Consider the following 15,044-nt stretch of genomic DNA (forward strand, 5'->3'; position numbering starts at 1 on the left):
GGCCTTACAACTGCCAGGAGCCGATGTCGGCGTTCACACCGTCGCCGTCGGGTTGGCCGTCGGCGCCGAGGGAAAAGATGTCGACTTCACCGTTGGCCCCCGGATTCAAATAGTTGTAGGGCCGGCCCCACGGGTCGTTGGGCAAGCGTTCCAGGTAGGAACGCCAGTTGCTGTTTTTCGCGTCGGCGGGACGCTCCACCAGCACTTTCAGGCCCTGGGTCATGTTCGGGTAAGTGCCGTGATCGAGGCGGTACAGCTTCAACGCCTGCATCAAGCCGCCAATGTCTTGCTTGGCGGCGGTCGCCCGAGCCTGGTCCGGGCGGTCCAGCACCTTGGGCACCACCATGGCGGCGAGAATCCCGAGGATCACCACCACAACCATGATTTCGATCAGGGTGAAACCGGCCTGTCCATGGGGCCGGTGCTTGCGGGCGTTGCAGTGCGCGATATCCATCTCGTCATTCCCTGGCTTGATTCGATTCGACGCGCAGTGTTGCAAGAAGATATGTCAGTGACGTTGAAAATCCTCGGGAGCTTTGGTCGTCAAGCGGTCAAGCCCGGGGGCTACGCTCGGCGCCATCCAAACCGTTCGAGGCCCCGATGCGACGCCCTTCCCGACAAGCCGGTTTTACCCTGATCGAAGTGCTGGTGGCGTTGGCGATCATTGCCGTGGCGATGTCCGCCGCCGTGCGCGTGGCCGGGTTGATGACCCAGAGCAACGGGCTGTTGCGCGACCGGTCGATTGCGCTGCTGGCGGCGCAGAGTCGGCTGGCGGAGTTGCGCCTGGAGGGGCGCTTGCCGTCGGGAATGCGCGCGGTCGAGTGTGATCAGGGGCGTTTGTTGTTGCGCTGCGAGCAGGTGATCGGCCGTGCGCAGGATGGCCGGTTGTTGCAAGTTGGCGTGCAGGTGTTTGATCGCAGCCGCGACGCGCCGCCGTTGGCGCGGCTGGATACGTTGTTGAGCCGGCCAACGGTGAAATGATCTAGCGCTTCAACAAATCCGGCAAAAACGCGGAATCCGGCAATTTCTCGAGCGCGACCCGGCTCTTTTCCGTCCCGCGTTCAATCACCACCCCATCGCCTTCGATGGCCGCGACTTTCACCCCATGACTCATGCTCTCCCCCACCCGGAAACTGCGGGGCGCCCCACCGTTGAGGCTCAGAATCGCCACCGCCCCACGACTGCCGGCCATGACACCGCTGACCTTGATCTCGACCGCCGCCGGCTGGTTGGAAAACCACTGCAACGCCGGGTTATCGCTGCGGACCGCGAGCCGTTGCGACGGCACATCCGGGGTGCGTGACTCGGCGGCGGTCAGCAGCAGCGACGACCAGGTGACGAGGCCGGCCAGCGCCGCCAGCAAGGCCATCGATTGCACTAATTGCGGGGCGCTGAAGCGTTCGGTGAACGACATGGGCTGAATCTCCTTTTAGTCCCGACCCCGAGCCTACAGCGCAAAGTTCACGTTTTTATTTCACACACTCATCATCTTCACCGTGCACGATGAAAATCGACGCAAAGGAGCGCGCAGCGGATGAACGGCTTCAGACAACACGGCTTTACCCTGATCGAGTTGATGGTGGTGCTGGTGATCATCGGCATCGCCAGCGCGGCGATCAGCCTGAGCATCAAACCCGACCCGCTGCACTTGCTGCGCAAGGACGCCGCGCGGGTCGCGCAGTTGCTGCAAGTGGCCCAGGCCGAAGCCCGGGCCGATGGTCGGCCGATCAGTTGGCGGGCCGATGCCAAGGGCTTTCGTTTCAGCCGGCGCAATGACAGTGGCGACGGGTTTGACCATTTCAACAACGACCCGCAATTGCGCCCTCGGCCCTGGGAAACCCCCGGGATGGAAGTGCGCATCGAGCCCCGGCAGAAACTGGTGCTCAACGCCGAGTGGATCAATCCGCCGCTGCAACTGACCCTCTCCGATGGCCTCAACCGCATCGTGGTGCAGCGCAGCGCCGCCGGCCAGGTGAGCGTGCAATGAAAGACCAACAAGGTTTCACGCTGATCGAGGTGATGGTCGCGATCATGTTGATGGCCGTGGTCAGCCTGATCGCCTGGCGCGGGCTGGACAGTGTGACCCGCGCCGATGCGCACTTGCAGGCCAGCACCGAGCAGACGGAAGGGTTGCTGCGAGCGCTGAACCAACTGGAACGGGACGTCACCTTGCGCGCCGGCATCGAGTTGGCCGAACCCATACGCCCCGGCACCGAGAATGAACCGGTCAACGCCCCGCCCGCGCTGACCGTGCGCAGTACCGAGGGCAAGGGCTTTCGCCTGGACCTGATCCGCGCCTCGGCCGACGGCAACGGCGAGTTGCAACGGGTGCGCTGGTGGCTCAAGGGCGACGTTCTGTACCGCTCGATTGCCCCGGCGCGCAACCACTACCCGTTGCCCGCCCCGACGGATGGCGTCGCCGTGTTGAATGGCGTCAGCGACGCCACGTTACGCGTTTGGGAGGTCGGCAAGGGCTGGCGCAAACTCAGCGGAAACCGCCAGGAAAACCCCTTGGGCATCGAGATCAGCCTGACCCGCCAGACACCCCAAGGCGTTGAGAAATATCGCCAGGTGATGGGGCCGCTGGAGTGATTCAGGCCTCAAACCACTCGCGGCGCTCGGCGAAGGTGTTGCGGATCAGTTGCGCGAGCATCTGCACCTCGGCCACCTCCCCGGAATCGGCATTCACCGCCAGCCACACCTGATGCTGCATCGGCTCGCTGAACACCCCCGGCAGGCTCACGAGGCTGCGGTCGTAGCGGCTCATGTAACCGGGCAGCAGGCCGATGCAGGCGCTGCAGCGGATCATGTCGAGCATCAGTTCATAGGACTGCAATTTCACCACCCCGGCCAGGCGCTGTTCCACCAGCTCATTCCACGGCCGGAAGCTGTCAACGTGGCGATCGTGCTGCCATTGCACCAGCATGAAATCCGCCAGGTCATCGGCGCTGGTCGGCCGGGCCGTCACCCGGGAATAACGCTTGGCGATGTGCGGCAGGTACGTCAGTTGGGCGAGGTGCTGCGGCTCACTGATGGCGAACGTCGGCCCCGGCACTGGCGACGCTCCGGCGGCGAGCCACAGCACCACGTCGGCGCTGGCGGCTTGCAACGCCAGTTCACTGTCCAGGGAGGTGATGTCCAGGCGAATGCTGGCGTTGCGGCGCAACAGTGACACCAGATCGCGGCCGAGGATGTCATGCAGCAACGACTCGGCCACGGCCAGGCGAATGGAGCGTTGTTCGACCACCGGCAACTTGCGGTCATGGGCCAGGGCAACGAGTTGCGCGTGTAACTGCTGGCCTTCGCGGCTGAGGGTCAGGGCACTGCCCTGGAAGCTGAACAATGAACGTTGCACGCGTTCCTCCAGTTGCGCCAATTGCTTGCGCAGCAGCGTGGCCCGCACATTCAGACTGCGCGCCGCCTGCATGAAACAGCCACAGCGGGCGCTGACCAAAAAGTACTGCGCCACCTCCTCTTCAATCCCGGCGGCCACGGCCAGCCAGGATTCGGTGTGCGGTCGTGGCGGCCGGTAATCGGTCGTGCCCTGGCGTCCTGCGGGTTCTATGAATGACATCGATGACTCCCTGTCGATCTTTGTTGGGTTTGCAGCAATTGAAATGATTACAGGGCTGAACGTGCTGAGGCCATCGCGCATCAACCCTCCTGCGCATCTAAAGCTTCTCCTCCAGCACCTTGTTCAACTCGGCCCCATCAATACTCAACGTCGCCGTATTGAGCATCCCTTCCAGGTACGCCTTGGCAATCTGTTCCTGACGCTGGGCGCGCAGGGCCTGGGTCAGGCGTTCGCGCAGTTCGTCGAGGGTCGCCGTGCGGGCCGGTTGTTGCTCGGTGAGTTTGATCACATGGAAACCGGCCGCGCTCTGCACCGGCTCGGACACGGCGCCGACCTTGAGCCGTGACACCACGCCTCGCACCTCGGGCAGCAATTGCTGCAAGGGTTGCAGGCCGGTGTCGTTGACGCCGCCCTGCCCCGCCAGCGCCGCAAAATCCCCTGGCGCGGCCTGGGCTTTCTTGCTCAGTTCCAGGGCCTGTTTGCGCACGGTTTCAAGGTTTTGCGGCTCGCCCACACGGAGGAAAATCTGACTGACCCGGTACAACGGCGGTGTCAGCCAACCCGACTTGCCCGCGTCATAGGCCTGTTGCAACTCGGCGGCATTGGGGTAATCCGCCGGGACCTGACTGACCGATTGCAGATAGTCGCGAAAGACAATCTGCTCAGTGGCCGCCCGGGTTTGCTGCTCGACTTCCGGGCGCTGCCGCCAGCCTTGGGCGTCGGCCTGTTCGAGCACGGCTTTCTCGGCGAGGCGCGAGCGAATCCAGCTCTCCAGTGCCTCGCGATTGCCGCGCAATTGCTCACGCCCCTCAGGTGCCACGGTCGCGAGCAAGTCTTTCAACTCTTGCGGACTGACAAGCTGATTGCCCAACCGAGCCACCGCCGGCCCGTTTACCTTCACTGCCGCTGGCGCCGGCTGCTGGGCGGCGACCGGGTCATTGCCCGGCCGCAACCCCAGCGCAATCGCCACCACCAGCACGGTCAGCGCGCCGGCGCTGACCACTGCCGTTCGTTTTTTCACAGGGCCGCCACCTCGTCAGTCACCGCCTCGGCCGTTTGCGCCTGGGCCTGCAAATTCGCGGCGTTCTGGCTGTATTCACGCAGGTAAACGACGAATTCCTGCAACAGACGATCCCACAACTCCAGGTTGCCCTTGAGGTGATCGGCACTCACACCCGCAGCCACTACCACGTCCATTTCCATCACCAGAAACTCGCCCTGCACCGACAACCGGGCAAAGCGCCGGGACGCGTTCCACAGTTCCGCCAACCCGGCCGGCAATTCACCCTGTACGCGCAAGGCGCAACTGAAGGTGAAATCGACGTAGCTGCCCTGCTCAACCGCCGGGTTGCCGAAACGCACGGCATAGCCGATGCCCTGGCTGGCACTGAGCAATTGCACGATGCCGTTCTGTTCGGTCTGGTTGACCCGGTAACCGGCGGCTTGCAGCACGTCGGTCAGGGATTGCGGCGATACGTGGCTGATCAATTGAGTCATGGGGTTCATCCTTGGTTTAGTGAGCGAGCGCCGCTTGTGGCGCGTCGAATTGCGTCTTGTAGAGTTCGTCGCCAAAGCCCTGGGCCAGCTCTTCGAACTTGACCCGGGCGCCACCGGCAAACGGTTGGCGAATCTTCATCACCTCGGCGACGTCGATTTTTTCGTAGGCCGCGAGAATCTCCTTGGCCACGCCGTACATCTGCTGATTCTTGACTGAACATTGCTGCACTTGTGTGTCACGTTCCGCCAATTGCGTCTGGAGCTTAGACCGTTCTGCCTCTTTGGCACGGGCCATGACCAGCAACTCCTCATACGCTTTCTTGAACTTGCCGATCTGCTCGCTGCTGGCCGCCACTTGCGCCTGGGCCTGGCTTTGCAGGCTGCTTTGCTGGCCGGCCAGTTGCTCGGCGACGCCTTTGGCCTTGGCCAGTTCGGCGCTCAGTTGCTTGATCTGCGCCTGGGCCGCTTTGGCCTCGCCCTGGGCCGCCAGTTGCGCGGCACTGGCCTGGGCCTGTTGGCTTTGCAGGGCTTGCAGTTGTTGAGTGGTGCTGCGCAACTGGGTGCGCAGGCGCTCTTCCATGCCTTCGGCGCTCGCACCCTGGGCGATCAACAGCCCCAACGCCAGCCACACAAATGGTGATTTCATGAAGCTCTCCCGGCGCCTTAGAAGCGCGTGTTGATTTCAAGCTGCAAGACATCGATATCGAACGGCGCGCCGTACACGGCTTCGGAACTCAACCAACGACCGGTGGCGTAGACGTTCTTGGCCAAGCCGTAATTGCCGCCGAGGAAATAGCCCTTGGCGTTGGTCCCGCCCAAGTGGAACGATGAATCGTTGAAGCCATCGGGCAAGGCATCGGGCTGGATGTATTTGTAGCCCGCGAAGAAATTCCAGTCGCCCTGCTTCTTCAACTCCAACGCGCTGCCGAGGGTGAACTGCACCATCCACGCATTGGCGCCGCTTTCGATGTCGCCGCTGCTGTCGAGGTTGTTGACGAGCTGCCCGGCCGAGCGTTTGCGCATGTCGCCTTCGTCGTAACCGAGGTTGTGGATGTAGTTACCCTGACTACGCAATTTGAAGTCTTGCGGCAGGTCGGCGTCCCACACCACGTTCAGGTCCAGCAGGTTGAATTCCGAGGCCAGTCCAACGAATTGCGGCTGTGGCGTGGCGGCCGGGTTGAGCGGGTTGGGCGTGATGTCGCGCAGCAGGAACACGCTGTTGCCCTTCTGCATGAACGCCGAGCGGCTGCCATCGGTGTCACAACCCGGCGCGCCGGCCCAGGGTTCGCAAGGGCTGGAACGCTGCCCTTCGATGTCATCGAAACGGTAATAAGCCAAGGCCCCCTTGAGCCGGTTGTTGCTGTTGATCGCCCACTTGGCGCCGACTTGCGCGCCGTACAGCCACTTGTTGTCGCTGTCTTCCTTGTCCAGGCCGTTGCTGGTGCTGGTGTCGTTGGTGTACTCCACCGGGAACGCGCCGACGGTGCCGAACACGCCCCAGTCGCGGCTGAGTTTGTGGTCGAAAATCGCCGCGATGCCGTCGAAGTTCAGGTCGTTGGAATAGAGCATGTCGGTGGAGAAGAACGGGTTGGCGATTCGTCCGCCGGTCAACGTCACGTCCTGCGTCGCCTTCCAGGTCAAGTAACCCTGATCGAGCCAGATGTCTTTCTTGCCGAAACCGCCACCCAGGGTTTGCGTGGTCGAAACCGGGTTGTTGTCGGAACCGGTGCCGAGGCGAATACCGGCGGTCCAGTCCGGCGCGAGCACCGCTTTCATGCCCAGGCGCGCCCGCAGGCGGAACAGGTTTGAGCGGTCTTCCCGGGTGTTGAGCAACGGCGGCAGGCTTGTGCTGCTGTTGGGGTTCACGTCGTAGGGGCCGTTATTGTTGAGCTTGGCAAAGTCGACGATTTCGTTGCTGTTGCTGTCGGAGTAATACCGCGACTCATCCCGCAAACGAATGTCGCCGTCGAAGCTGATGCGCGAGACCCAGTCCGGGAAGGTGTTGGGCTGGGCCCAGTTTTCCTGTTTGGCGGTGGCCATGACCTCAGCCTTGACCTGATCGCGGATCTGATCGCGCACGGCGGCCGGCACGTATTGCACCCGCACATCCCCCGGTGCCGCCACCGGACCGGCCGCCACCACGGCGGGCGCACTGGCCGCCTGACGCGCCTGGGTCGCTTCGTTCTGGGCCTGGGCGATCAATGCGTCGGCCTTGTCCTGCTTCAAAATGCCCTGCTCGACCAGCAAGCGGATCAGATTGATCGTGGCGTTTTCCGAGGGCGCAGGGGCTGCCGCTGCGTGCCCGACCAGGGTCGCAATGACCATGCCGACCGCCAGGGACAATCGATTCACGTTGGAAATCATCTGCACACAACTCCTTTTGGCAAACTTTAGAAAAATCGGTTAACCCGGACGCCGCCCTTGCAGGGACAAGCGCACAGGCAAAGTCATGGAGGCCGGTGGCCGTTCGCTCAGGTGCGGCGCGCTGCGTAACGCGGCGAGCACCTGGGTGTCGATCTCGGGTTTGCCGCTGGACTTGACCAACTCGACCCGGGTGATTTCACCGACGCTGCTCAGCCAGACGTCGGCCTGCAGCGAAAACGCCAGGTTGCGCAGGTCCGGGTTCTCACGCAGCAAACGCTGAAACGTGAAGGCCAGAAACTGGCTGTACGTGCCGTTGCCCACGCGTCCGCCACCGGCCCCGGCCATGCCACCGCCCTTGCCCGCACCAATGTTGAAAGCGTCGTTGCCGGACTGCGCATCGCCGTCCATTTGCATCGGGTTGGCCAAATCATCCGCCGGGGATGGCGGCGCCTCTTCGGCCGGTTTCACCTCTTCGGGCTCCGGGGTCGGTTGCGGCTCGACCATTTTTTCTTCCACGGGTGGTTCCGGTTCCGGCGGTTTTTCCGGCGGCGGTGGAGGTGGTGGCGGCAACGGAATAATCGTCGGCACCTTCGGCGCTTCCCGGCGGATGCCGCTCATGTCGTTGGCCCATTGCCACAGGAACCACGCGGCCACCGCGCCAATCAGCAACCCGGCGCCCCACTTGATAAAGCGCACAGGTGACGGCTTCACCGGCAACGGTTTGAAGGATGGTTGTGCAGTCATGGTCAGCCCTGGCTCGGTTTGCCGGTGACGAGACCGACCTGGGACAACTCCAGGCGTCGCAGCAGGTCCAGCACCTCGATCACCTTCTGGTACTGCACCTGAGCATCGCCGCGCACGATCACCGGGAAGTCCGGGCTCTGGGCCTTCTCGATGCGCAGCCGATCTTCCAGCTCGGCCAGCGTCACCGGGTAGGCATCAAGGAAAACCTGGCCGCCGTCATTGACCGAAATCGCCTTGGTCTTGGCTTCGGACAGCGACACCGAGGCGCTGGCCTTCGGCAGGTTGATCTGGATGCCCGAGACTTGGGCCGTGGCGGTGAGGATGAACATCACCAGCACCACCATCAGCACGTCCACCAGGGGCGTGATGTTGATCGTATCCACCGCTGCGTCGTCATCGTCGTCGTGGGAGGCATTTACGGAAGCCATTGTTTTGCTCCTCAGGCCGGGACGGACGCGTTGGTGTGATTGCCACGGCGATGGGCCGCCTCACTGAACTGGCTCTCGCCATGCATCTCCGCCAGACGCGTGATGAACTCGTCGACGAACACCCGCATGTCGGCGCTGACTTCCTTGTTACGGGTGATCAGGCGGTTGTAGCCAAACAGCGCCGGGATCGCGACGAACAGGCCCATGGCCGTGGCCAGCAACGCGGCGGCCATGCCCGGGGCAATGGCGTTGATATTCACGTCGCCGGCCATCGCCGTGCCGAGGAACACCACCATGATCCCCAGCACCGTGCCGAGCAGGCCGATGTAAGGGCCGCCGGCAATGGCGTTGGACAAGGTCGAGAGTTTCGAGCTGAGGGCCTGGTTTTCCCGGGTGCGCACACCGTCCATGGAGCAGCGGATCGCTTCGATGGTTGCCGCCGACACCGAGGACGTATCAGCGCCCTGCTCGCGGCGAGTGCGGATTTCTTTCACCGCGACCATGTACAGGCGCCACAGCGAGGAATACTGCAAACGCTGGGCGAGTTCCTGGTCGTCGGCGAACATTTCCAGGCGTGTGCCGACCGTGGCGAACTGTTCGCGAAAGCCTTCATTGGCGGCGCTGACGCGGCTGACCATGCGGTTCTTGCGGATCATGATCACCCACGATTGCAACATCATCAGCACCAGCACGGCGATGATCACCCAGGCGTCCAGCGGCACGGCATTCAGCAGGAAACCCAGGCTGCCGAAGCCGTAACCCGACTGTTCTTCATCGACACCATAAGCCACCAGTTTCGACTCGGCACCTTGGGAATTGGCGTCGGCCAGCAACAGGGCCGCCGGACGTGCAACTTTGGACAGGCGCAGTTCATCCATGGCCCCGGTGAACGGCAAGTAGGCGCTGGCAGACAAGTCAGCACCGATGGCCATGACCGAGTTGAACGCGGGCATCGCCACCGCCAGGCTCGCGGTTTCCCGGCCGTTGACGTACAGCGAGACTTTGCTGCCCTCGGCGGTGAGCGCCAGGTGCTGCCATTGGCCGGGGTTCAGCGGTTGTGTGGACACGGCGCGCTGACCGTCGATTTCCACAAACGGCAGGCCCTGGTTCAGGCCCAGCAGCAGGCTGTTCGCGCCTTCACGGCGGGCGAGTACAAGTTGCTCGCCATTGGCCTGATCCAGACGCAACCAGGCACTGAAGGTGAACGCGCTGCCGCTGTTGTGTTGCAGCGAAGGACTGCCCGGCAGCAGCAGCGGTTGGCCGTTGAACTGCAACGCCCGACCGATCACGCCGTCGATGCTCGCACCGGTCGCACTTTGCGCGGTGTTGCCGTATGCGGTGGTGTCTTTGGCCGGGGTGCCATTGGCGCCGTCGAAGTGGTAGAGCGCGGTGTAATTCGGGTCGAAGGTCAACTGACCGTTGCCCGTGGCCGGGGCTTTCGGGTTGCCGTAGTACATCCAGATGTCCTGACGCTGGCCGCCCTCCACTTTTGGTACATCGACCCAGATCAGCGCCATGCCCATCAACGGATCGAAGCTTTCGATCTGGTGGTTGAGCACGGTTTTGTCATCGGCGGCGACGAAGCGCAGGTCCGAACCGTCCTCCTTGACCCCGTCGAAGGTGAAGTTGCCGGTGTGCAGGCGCACCAGCAGCGCCGTACGGCCGAGGGCTTCGTTGATCGCCGCGCCTTGGGGCGTGGTGTCCACGGCAATCTGCTTGCGGTAATGCCAGTCGTCCTGCCACCAGGCCTGGGCGGTGGCCGGGAGCACGAAGCCCAGGCAGATCAGGAAAGCGATGAGTAGGCGCTGCATGAAAATGCTCCTTTTAGAATGTGGCCTGAAGATTGAAATGCAGGCGCGAATCGTGTTTTTGCGTGTTCGGCCCATCCAGCAGCGGATAGCCCCAATCCAGGCTGCCGGACAGCCACTTGCTCAGGCTCGCGCGGGTGCCCAGGCCAACACTGGCCAAGGCGTAATCGGCGTCCTGATCGGGCAGTTCGTCGCGCAGGTACAACTGGGCGCCCTCGGCGAAGGCGTAGAAGCGCCAGTCTTGAACGTAAGGGCCGAGGTACTTGGCCAGGGACGGCGTGCGCAGTTCCTGGCTCAGCAGCACACCGTCGTCGCCGGTGCGTTCGGCCGCGAGGTAACCGCGCACCGAGGTCGCGCCGCCGGCAGCGAATTGTTCGTTGGAAACCAGCGGCCCGGACGCCAATTGGAACGCGGCTTTGCTTGCGGCCTGCCAGTCGCTGGCGAAGGTGTAGGTGTAATTCGTGTCGCCCTTGAGCACGGCAAAACTGGGGCTGGCGCGGTAGCGTTTGTAGTCGAAGTCTTCGTCGGAACTGCCGTAGCCAAACAGGCTGCGGGTGCCGGCCACCAGGCTCAGGCCGAGGCCCAACTGGCTGCTTTCGGTGTAGCGAAAACCGTTGTAGGCGAAGGTGAACGGCGCGTATTTGAGCGGGACTTTGTCGCTGTCGCCGCCGAGGCTCAGTTGTTCGTCAAAGTCCTTGAAGTCGATGCCGGCGGACAACGAATTGGACCAATTACCGCTGGACGGCAACGTGTAAATCGCCGAGACCCCATAGGAATGGCCCTTGCCCAACACGTTGCTGCCGCCAATGGTCGCGACGTTGCTGTCGGACTGGTAACCGGAGAACTGCACGCTCCAGCGCTCGTTCAGCGGCGCGGTGTACGAGCCGGACCAGACCTTGGCGTTGTCGGTGTCTTGCGGCGCGGTGAAGAAGGTCAGGGAAATGCTGTGACCCAGTTGCCAGAGGTTGTTGTAACCGAGGCTGGTGACCGTGCGCAGTTTCTCGGTGTCGGCGCTGTAGTCGTTGTTCAGCCCGACACTGGCCTGCCACGGGTTCTGGTCCTCGACCTGCAAATCCACGTCCATGGTGCCGGGGCGCTGGCCTTCGCGTACCAGCGGCATCACTTGGCGGCCGGGGGTTTTGTTCAGTTGTGCCAGTTGCCCCTGGACCTTGCTGAAGTCCGGCACTTCGCCTTCTTTGAGCGCCGGGACGTCTTCCCGGATGTCCAGCGGCGAGTAGTGCTTGGCCCCGACCACCCGCACCCGGCCGACCTTGGTTTCGCTGACTTGCAGGTAGACGATGCCGTCCTCGACCTTCTGCTCCGGCAACTCGACGAACACCGATTGATAGCCCCGCGCCTGATAAGCCTTTTGCAAGGCTTCGCGGGCGCCTTCGATATCGGTCAGGGCTTTTTGCGGACCGAGAAACGGGTACACCGCTTCTTCGATGGCCCGGGCATCCAGCACCGTGTTGCCGCGCACGAAGTACTCGTTCACATCGACCAGTTTGGCCGGCACCGCGTCCTCGGCCCATGCCGATTGCCCGCTCGCGGTCACCAGCAGCCAGCCCCACAGCGCCAGCCGCGTCTTGAAAAGATGCTCCACACCACCCCCTGAATTCGAAATGACCGTCGCCGTTGGCCCGGCGTTTGGCCCACTCAATTGCTTGCTGTCGATGTCGCGGCGTGTTTGCCCAGCCAGGTGTGCAACAGCGCGAAGTTCAAGGAGAACTCGGGCATTTGCAGCAAGGCACCGCAGAACACTTCGCCAATGATTTTCTGGATCAATTGCACCGCCCGCGGGTTGTTCAGCAGGGTGGCGATGTCGCGACTGAGGACGTTGAAGCTCCAGACCTTTTGATTCAGGTCCAGGCCGACGAACCAGCGGAACAGCAGGTTGTAATTGAGTTGCTCGTAGAGTTGCTGCTCGCTGGGCACCGAATAGAGCAGTTGCAGCAGCAGGATGTGCATGACCGTTTGCGGGGCGATGAGCATGCCGGGCTCGGCGTTGAGGCCGGCCAGGATGTCGCGGTGCTCGTCGAGCAGGTCATCGATTTGCGGGCGCAGCGCCACCAGCGAATGCCCCGGCGGAATGTAGCTGGACACTTCTTTGAGCGCGCCCTGCCAATCATCCTGCGACACGATCCAGACCCACGGCGCGCCGTAGCGATACACCGAAACCGGCTTCTTGCGCGCCGCTTCGACGATCTTCGACAAGCGTTGATCGAGCTCTTGCATGCCCACTTTCGAGTAGCGTTCCATAGTCCCCATTGCCTCACTCCCGGCGTCCCGCCTCGGCTTAAAAAAGTGGCCCTTGGGCCCCCTCAAGCGCGTCACATAGGCATGACCGGACTGGCGAAGTGCTACCGAACTTTTGTCATGAAAGCTTCATGTCGGATGATCGCCGCCCCGCAGACCCGGTAGGAGCTGCCGCAGGCTGCGATCTTTTGATCTTGATCTTTTTAAAAGCAAGATCAAAAGATCGCAGCCTTCGGCAGCTCCTACGGGGATCGCGTTAAGTCGAGGGTCGGCGTAGGAGCGGCCGCAAAACCAGACGGCGCGGGATTGATCCCGGCGTTCCGACAAGCCCTCGCGCCACAGAGTTGTAATCACGACCTCACACAGAAAATGAAAACCGAGCCCCCCCCGTAGGAGCTGCCGCAGGCTGCGATCTTTTGACCTTGCCTTTCACAATCAAGATCACAACACCAATCCAGTACCCCTCGACGCCTCTTTTGAACTTGCCCCCCAGAAACTGAAAGAGGCGGCCGACCGCGCGCTCAACTTCTACCTCAACCCCGGGGCCCTGAAAGAGCCGATATCGCCCCGCAGACCCGGCACCAACTTCATCGTTAACCCCGCAGCCGATGATGAAACATTGCTCGTCGACGCCAGCGAGTCGTTGGCATCAGCCCGCGAGAAGCTCCCCCATCCCCCGCGCCTCAATCAACTGTTCCCGATGATGAACTGTGCGGACGTCAGACAGCTGCTAATCGGCGTGACGGAAAAATCGGCTTGCTCAATACATATGGATATCCGTATATTCGGATTTCCACACCTGCAAGGCACCCCGATGCTCAGTCCTCCAGCCGTCTATAAATGCCTGTCCGACGAGACCCGCGCCCGCGCCACCCTGCTGATTACCCGTGAAGGCGAGTTGTGCGTTTGCGAGTTGGTCTGCGCACTGGACGACAGTCAGCCGAAGATCTCTCGTCACCTGGCACAACTTCGGGCGTGCGGTTTGCTGCTTGATCGACGCCAGGGGCAATGGGTGTATTACCGGCTCAATCCGGAACTGCCGGCCTGGGTTCGCGCTGTTCTGGAAACCACGCTGCACGCCAATGCCGACTGGCTTGAAGAGAACAGCGCACGGCTCAAACAAATGGGCGACCGCCCGCTCAATACCGCAGTGTGCTGCTAAGCACCGGCCCAAAAGGAGTTTTTATGCGCGTCCTGTTCATGTGCACCGCCAATAGCTGCCGCAGCATTCTGTCCGAAGCGATGTTCAATCATCTGGCGCCGCAAGGCTTCGAAGCGGTCAGCGCCGGCAGTTTTCCCAAGGGCCAGGTGTTGCCGCGCAGCCTGACCACGCTGCAAGAAGCCGGGATCGCCATTGATGGCTTGAGCAGTAAAGGCAACGACGCCTTCGAGGGCAACCCGCCGGACATCGTCATCACCGTTTGCGACAAGGCCGCCGGTGAAGCCTGCCCCGTGTATTTCGGCCCGGCGCTGAAAGCCCACTGGGGGCTTGAAGATCCGTCGGAGGTCGCGGGGGACGAGGCTGCCGTATCCGGCGCTTTCCATTCGACCCTGGCACGCATCGAAACCCGTTGCCGGGCGTTTCTGGCGCTGCCTTTCGCCGAACTTGATCGCGATGCCTTGAAGCGTGAACTCGACCGCATCAGCACCCTGTAACTGGAGCCCTCCATGACTCATCCCCTGCCCAACCTCGACACGTCATTGATCGCGCACCGCGAAAATGACGAGCAGCACAAACCGCGAATCTTGCTGTTGTACGGCTCGACCCGCGCCCGTTCATTCAGTCGGTTACTGGTCGAGGAGGCGGCGCGTTTGCTTGAGCACTTCGGCGCCGAGACTCGGATTTTCAATCCATCCGGTTTGCCACTGCCCGACGACGCACCGAACGATCACCCGAAAGTCCAGGAACTGCTGGCGCTGATGCAATGGTCCGAAGGCCAGGTCTGGTGTTCGCCGGAACGCCACGGTTCGATGTCGGCGGTGTTCAAGGCGCAAATAGACTGGGTGCCGCTGGCCATCGGCGCGATTCGCCCGACCCAGGGCAAAACCCTGGCGGTGATGCAGGTGTGTGGTGGCTCGCAATCCTTCAACGTGGTCAATCAACTGCGCGTTCTGGGGCGCTGGATGCGGATGTTCACCATCCCCAATCAATCCTCCGTGCCCAAGGCCTTTCTGGAGTTTGACGACGCCAACCGCATGAAACCCTCGGCGCTGTATGACCGGGTCGTGGACGTGATGGAGGAACTGGTGAAGTTCACGCTGTTGCTGCGCGAACGTCCGGACCTGGTAGACCGCTACTCGGAACGCAAGGAGTCGGCCGAAGAACTGACTCGGCGCGTCAATCAGGCTGCCATTTGATCAAGCAACCGTGCA

General features: G+C 62.4%; 18 protein-coding genes. 6 read left to right on the forward strand and 12 right to left on the reverse strand.

Features of this window, described 5'->3' with window-relative positions; genetic code table 11:
• Positions 1 to 4: 4 nt before the first annotated feature.
• On the reverse strand, positions 5 to 454 hold the full coding sequence (gene gspG, locus V5E99_RS03465; protein WP_499800940.1) for a type II secretion system major pseudopilin GspG: 450 nt from the start codon (positions 452 to 454) through the stop codon (positions 5 to 7).
• Positions 455 to 600: 146 nt separating this feature from the next.
• Here gspG and gspI point away from each other — a divergent pair, with 146 nt between their 5' ends.
• Positions 601 to 981, forward strand: a complete 381-nt coding sequence (gspI, locus tag V5E99_RS03470) for a type II secretion system minor pseudopilin GspI (RefSeq protein ID WP_499800942.1) — start codon at positions 601 to 603, stop codon at positions 979 to 981.
• Between the two features lies 1 nt (position 982).
• Here gspI and V5E99_RS03475 read toward each other — a convergent pair whose 3' ends face one another.
• Positions 983 to 1,414, reverse strand: a complete 432-nt coding sequence (locus V5E99_RS03475) for a type II secretion system protein N (protein ID WP_499800943.1) — start codon at positions 1,412 to 1,414, stop codon at positions 983 to 985.
• 120 nt (positions 1,415 to 1,534) lie between these two features.
• Between V5E99_RS03475 and V5E99_RS03480 the strand changes: the two genes are divergently transcribed.
• Both V5E99_RS03480 and V5E99_RS03485 read left to right on the forward strand, forming a co-directional pair.
• A complete protein-coding gene (locus tag V5E99_RS03480) occupies positions 1,535 to 1,987 on the forward strand; it encodes a GspH/FimT family pseudopilin (RefSeq protein WP_499800944.1) in 453 nt (150 codons plus the stop codon).
• The gene (locus tag V5E99_RS03485) at positions 1,984 to 2,592 is read left to right on the forward strand and encodes a type II secretion system protein GspJ (RefSeq protein WP_499800946.1); all 609 of its coding nucleotides are present in this window, start codon (positions 1,984 to 1,986) and stop codon (positions 2,590 to 2,592) included. Before V5E99_RS03480 ends, V5E99_RS03485 begins: the two co-directional genes overlap by 4 nt.
• Position 2,593: 1 nt before the next feature.
• On the opposite strand, the gene V5E99_RS03490 is transcribed toward V5E99_RS03485, so the two are convergent.
• From V5E99_RS03490 to V5E99_RS03535, 10 genes are all read right to left on the reverse strand, one after another.
• Positions 2,594 to 3,574, reverse strand: a complete 981-nt coding sequence (locus tag V5E99_RS03490; protein ID WP_499800948.1) for a LysR substrate-binding domain-containing protein — start codon at positions 3,572 to 3,574, stop codon at positions 2,594 to 2,596.
• A 97-nt stretch (positions 3,575 to 3,671) separates the two neighbouring features.
• On the reverse strand, positions 3,672 to 4,595 hold the full coding sequence (locus tag V5E99_RS03495; RefSeq protein WP_499800949.1) for a peptidylprolyl isomerase: 924 nt from the start codon (positions 4,593 to 4,595) through the stop codon (positions 3,672 to 3,674).
• Positions 4,592 to 5,071, reverse strand: coding sequence for a YbjN domain-containing protein (locus V5E99_RS03500; protein WP_499800950.1), 480 nt, complete (start codon positions 5,069 to 5,071; stop codon positions 4,592 to 4,594). The genes V5E99_RS03495 and V5E99_RS03500 overlap by 4 nt, the downstream gene beginning before the upstream one ends.
• Positions 5,072 to 5,087: 16 nt before the next feature.
• Complete coding sequence (locus V5E99_RS03505; protein WP_499800952.1) at positions 5,088 to 5,717, reverse strand: DNA repair protein; 630 nt, start codon at positions 5,715 to 5,717, stop codon at positions 5,088 to 5,090.
• 17 nt (positions 5,718 to 5,734) lie between these two features.
• Entirely contained in the window at positions 5,735 to 7,435 is a 1,701-nt protein-coding gene (locus tag V5E99_RS03510; RefSeq protein ID WP_499800954.1) for a putative porin, read from the reverse strand.
• 39 nt (positions 7,436 to 7,474) lie between these two features.
• Positions 7,475 to 8,179, reverse strand: a complete 705-nt coding sequence (locus V5E99_RS03515; protein ID WP_499800956.1) for an energy transducer TonB family protein — start codon at positions 8,177 to 8,179, stop codon at positions 7,475 to 7,477.
• Positions 8,180 to 8,181: 2 nt separating this feature from the next.
• Positions 8,182 to 8,607 (reverse strand): ExbD/TolR family protein, encoded by a 426-nt coding sequence (locus V5E99_RS03520; RefSeq protein ID WP_499800957.1) that lies wholly within the window; start codon positions 8,605 to 8,607, stop codon positions 8,182 to 8,184.
• Positions 8,608 to 8,618: 11 nt separating this feature from the next.
• The gene (locus tag V5E99_RS03525) at positions 8,619 to 10,418 is read right to left on the reverse strand and encodes a DUF2341 domain-containing protein (RefSeq protein WP_499800959.1); all 1,800 of its coding nucleotides are present in this window, start codon (positions 10,416 to 10,418) and stop codon (positions 8,619 to 8,621) included.
• A gap of 13 nt (positions 10,419 to 10,431) precedes the next feature.
• Positions 10,432 to 12,018 carry a ShlB/FhaC/HecB family hemolysin secretion/activation protein gene (locus V5E99_RS03530; RefSeq protein ID WP_499800960.1) on the reverse strand — a complete coding sequence of 529 codons (1,587 nt, stop codon included), beginning with the start codon at positions 12,016 to 12,018 and terminating at the stop codon, positions 10,432 to 10,434.
• A gap of 53 nt (positions 12,019 to 12,071) precedes the next feature.
• Entirely contained in the window at positions 12,072 to 12,683 is a 612-nt protein-coding gene (locus tag V5E99_RS03535) for a transposase (protein ID WP_499800962.1), read from the reverse strand.
• 802 nt (positions 12,684 to 13,485) lie between these two features.
• On the opposite strand from V5E99_RS03535, the gene V5E99_RS03540 reads away from it, so the two are divergent.
• From V5E99_RS03540 to arsH, 3 genes are read left to right on the forward strand one after another with little or no spacing between them, the layout of a single operon-like run.
• Complete coding sequence (locus tag V5E99_RS03540) at positions 13,486 to 13,833, forward strand: metalloregulator ArsR/SmtB family transcription factor (protein ID WP_499800964.1); 348 nt, start codon at positions 13,486 to 13,488, stop codon at positions 13,831 to 13,833.
• 23 nt (positions 13,834 to 13,856) lie between these two features.
• The gene (locus V5E99_RS03545; RefSeq protein ID WP_499800965.1) at positions 13,857 to 14,327 is read left to right on the forward strand and encodes an arsenate reductase ArsC; all 471 of its coding nucleotides are present in this window, start codon (positions 13,857 to 13,859) and stop codon (positions 14,325 to 14,327) included.
• A 12-nt stretch (positions 14,328 to 14,339) separates the two neighbouring features.
• Positions 14,340 to 15,029 carry an arsenical resistance protein ArsH gene (gene arsH, locus V5E99_RS03550; RefSeq protein WP_499800966.1) on the forward strand — a complete coding sequence of 230 codons (690 nt, stop codon included), beginning with the start codon at positions 14,340 to 14,342 and terminating at the stop codon, positions 15,027 to 15,029.
• Positions 15,030 to 15,044: the final 15 nt, after the last annotated feature.

Origin of the sequence: Janthinobacterium sp. LPB2021202312-11-4, assembly GCF_037049705.1 — a bacterium.
In the GTDB taxonomy this organism is placed as follows: domain Bacteria; phylum Pseudomonadota; class Gammaproteobacteria; order Pseudomonadales; family Pseudomonadaceae; genus Aquipseudomonas.

Excerpts from the sequence above, each read along its gene's own strand:
- gspG (WP_499800940.1), bottom strand. The coding sequence starts at position 454 with ATGGATATCGCGCACTGCAACGCCCGCAAGCACCGGCCCCATGGACAG.
- gspI (WP_499800942.1), top strand. The coding sequence starts at position 601 with ATGCGACGCCCTTCCCGACAAGCCGGTTTTACCCTGATCGAAGTGCTG.
- V5E99_RS03475 (WP_499800943.1), bottom strand. The coding sequence starts at position 1,414 with ATGTCGTTCACCGAACGCTTCAGCGCCCCGCAATTAGTGCAATCGATG.
- V5E99_RS03480 (WP_499800944.1), top strand. The coding sequence starts at position 1,535 with ATGAACGGCTTCAGACAACACGGCTTTACCCTGATCGAGTTGATGGTG.
- V5E99_RS03485 (WP_499800946.1), top strand. The coding sequence starts at position 1,984 with ATGAAAGACCAACAAGGTTTCACGCTGATCGAGGTGATGGTCGCGATC.
- V5E99_RS03490 (WP_499800948.1), bottom strand. The coding sequence starts at position 3,574 with ATGTCATTCATAGAACCCGCAGGACGCCAGGGCACGACCGATTACCGG.
- V5E99_RS03500 (WP_499800950.1), bottom strand. The coding sequence starts at position 5,071 with ATGACTCAATTGATCAGCCACGTATCGCCGCAATCCCTGACCGACGTG.
- V5E99_RS03505 (WP_499800952.1), bottom strand. The coding sequence starts at position 5,717 with ATGAAATCACCATTTGTGTGGCTGGCGTTGGGGCTGTTGATCGCCCAG.
- V5E99_RS03510 (WP_499800954.1), bottom strand. The coding sequence starts at position 7,435 with ATGATTTCCAACGTGAATCGATTGTCCCTGGCGGTCGGCATGGTCATT.
- V5E99_RS03515 (WP_499800956.1), bottom strand. The coding sequence starts at position 8,179 with ATGACTGCACAACCATCCTTCAAACCGTTGCCGGTGAAGCCGTCACCT.
- V5E99_RS03520 (WP_499800957.1), bottom strand. The coding sequence starts at position 8,607 with ATGGCTTCCGTAAATGCCTCCCACGACGACGATGACGACGCAGCGGTG.
- V5E99_RS03525 (WP_499800959.1), bottom strand. The coding sequence starts at position 10,418 with ATGCAGCGCCTACTCATCGCTTTCCTGATCTGCCTGGGCTTCGTGCTC.
- V5E99_RS03535 (WP_499800962.1), bottom strand. The coding sequence starts at position 12,683 with ATGGGGACTATGGAACGCTACTCGAAAGTGGGCATGCAAGAGCTCGAT.
- V5E99_RS03540 (WP_499800964.1), top strand. The coding sequence starts at position 13,486 with ATGCTCAGTCCTCCAGCCGTCTATAAATGCCTGTCCGACGAGACCCGC.
- V5E99_RS03545 (WP_499800965.1), top strand. The coding sequence starts at position 13,857 with ATGCGCGTCCTGTTCATGTGCACCGCCAATAGCTGCCGCAGCATTCTG.
- arsH (WP_499800966.1), top strand. The coding sequence starts at position 14,340 with ATGACTCATCCCCTGCCCAACCTCGACACGTCATTGATCGCGCACCGC.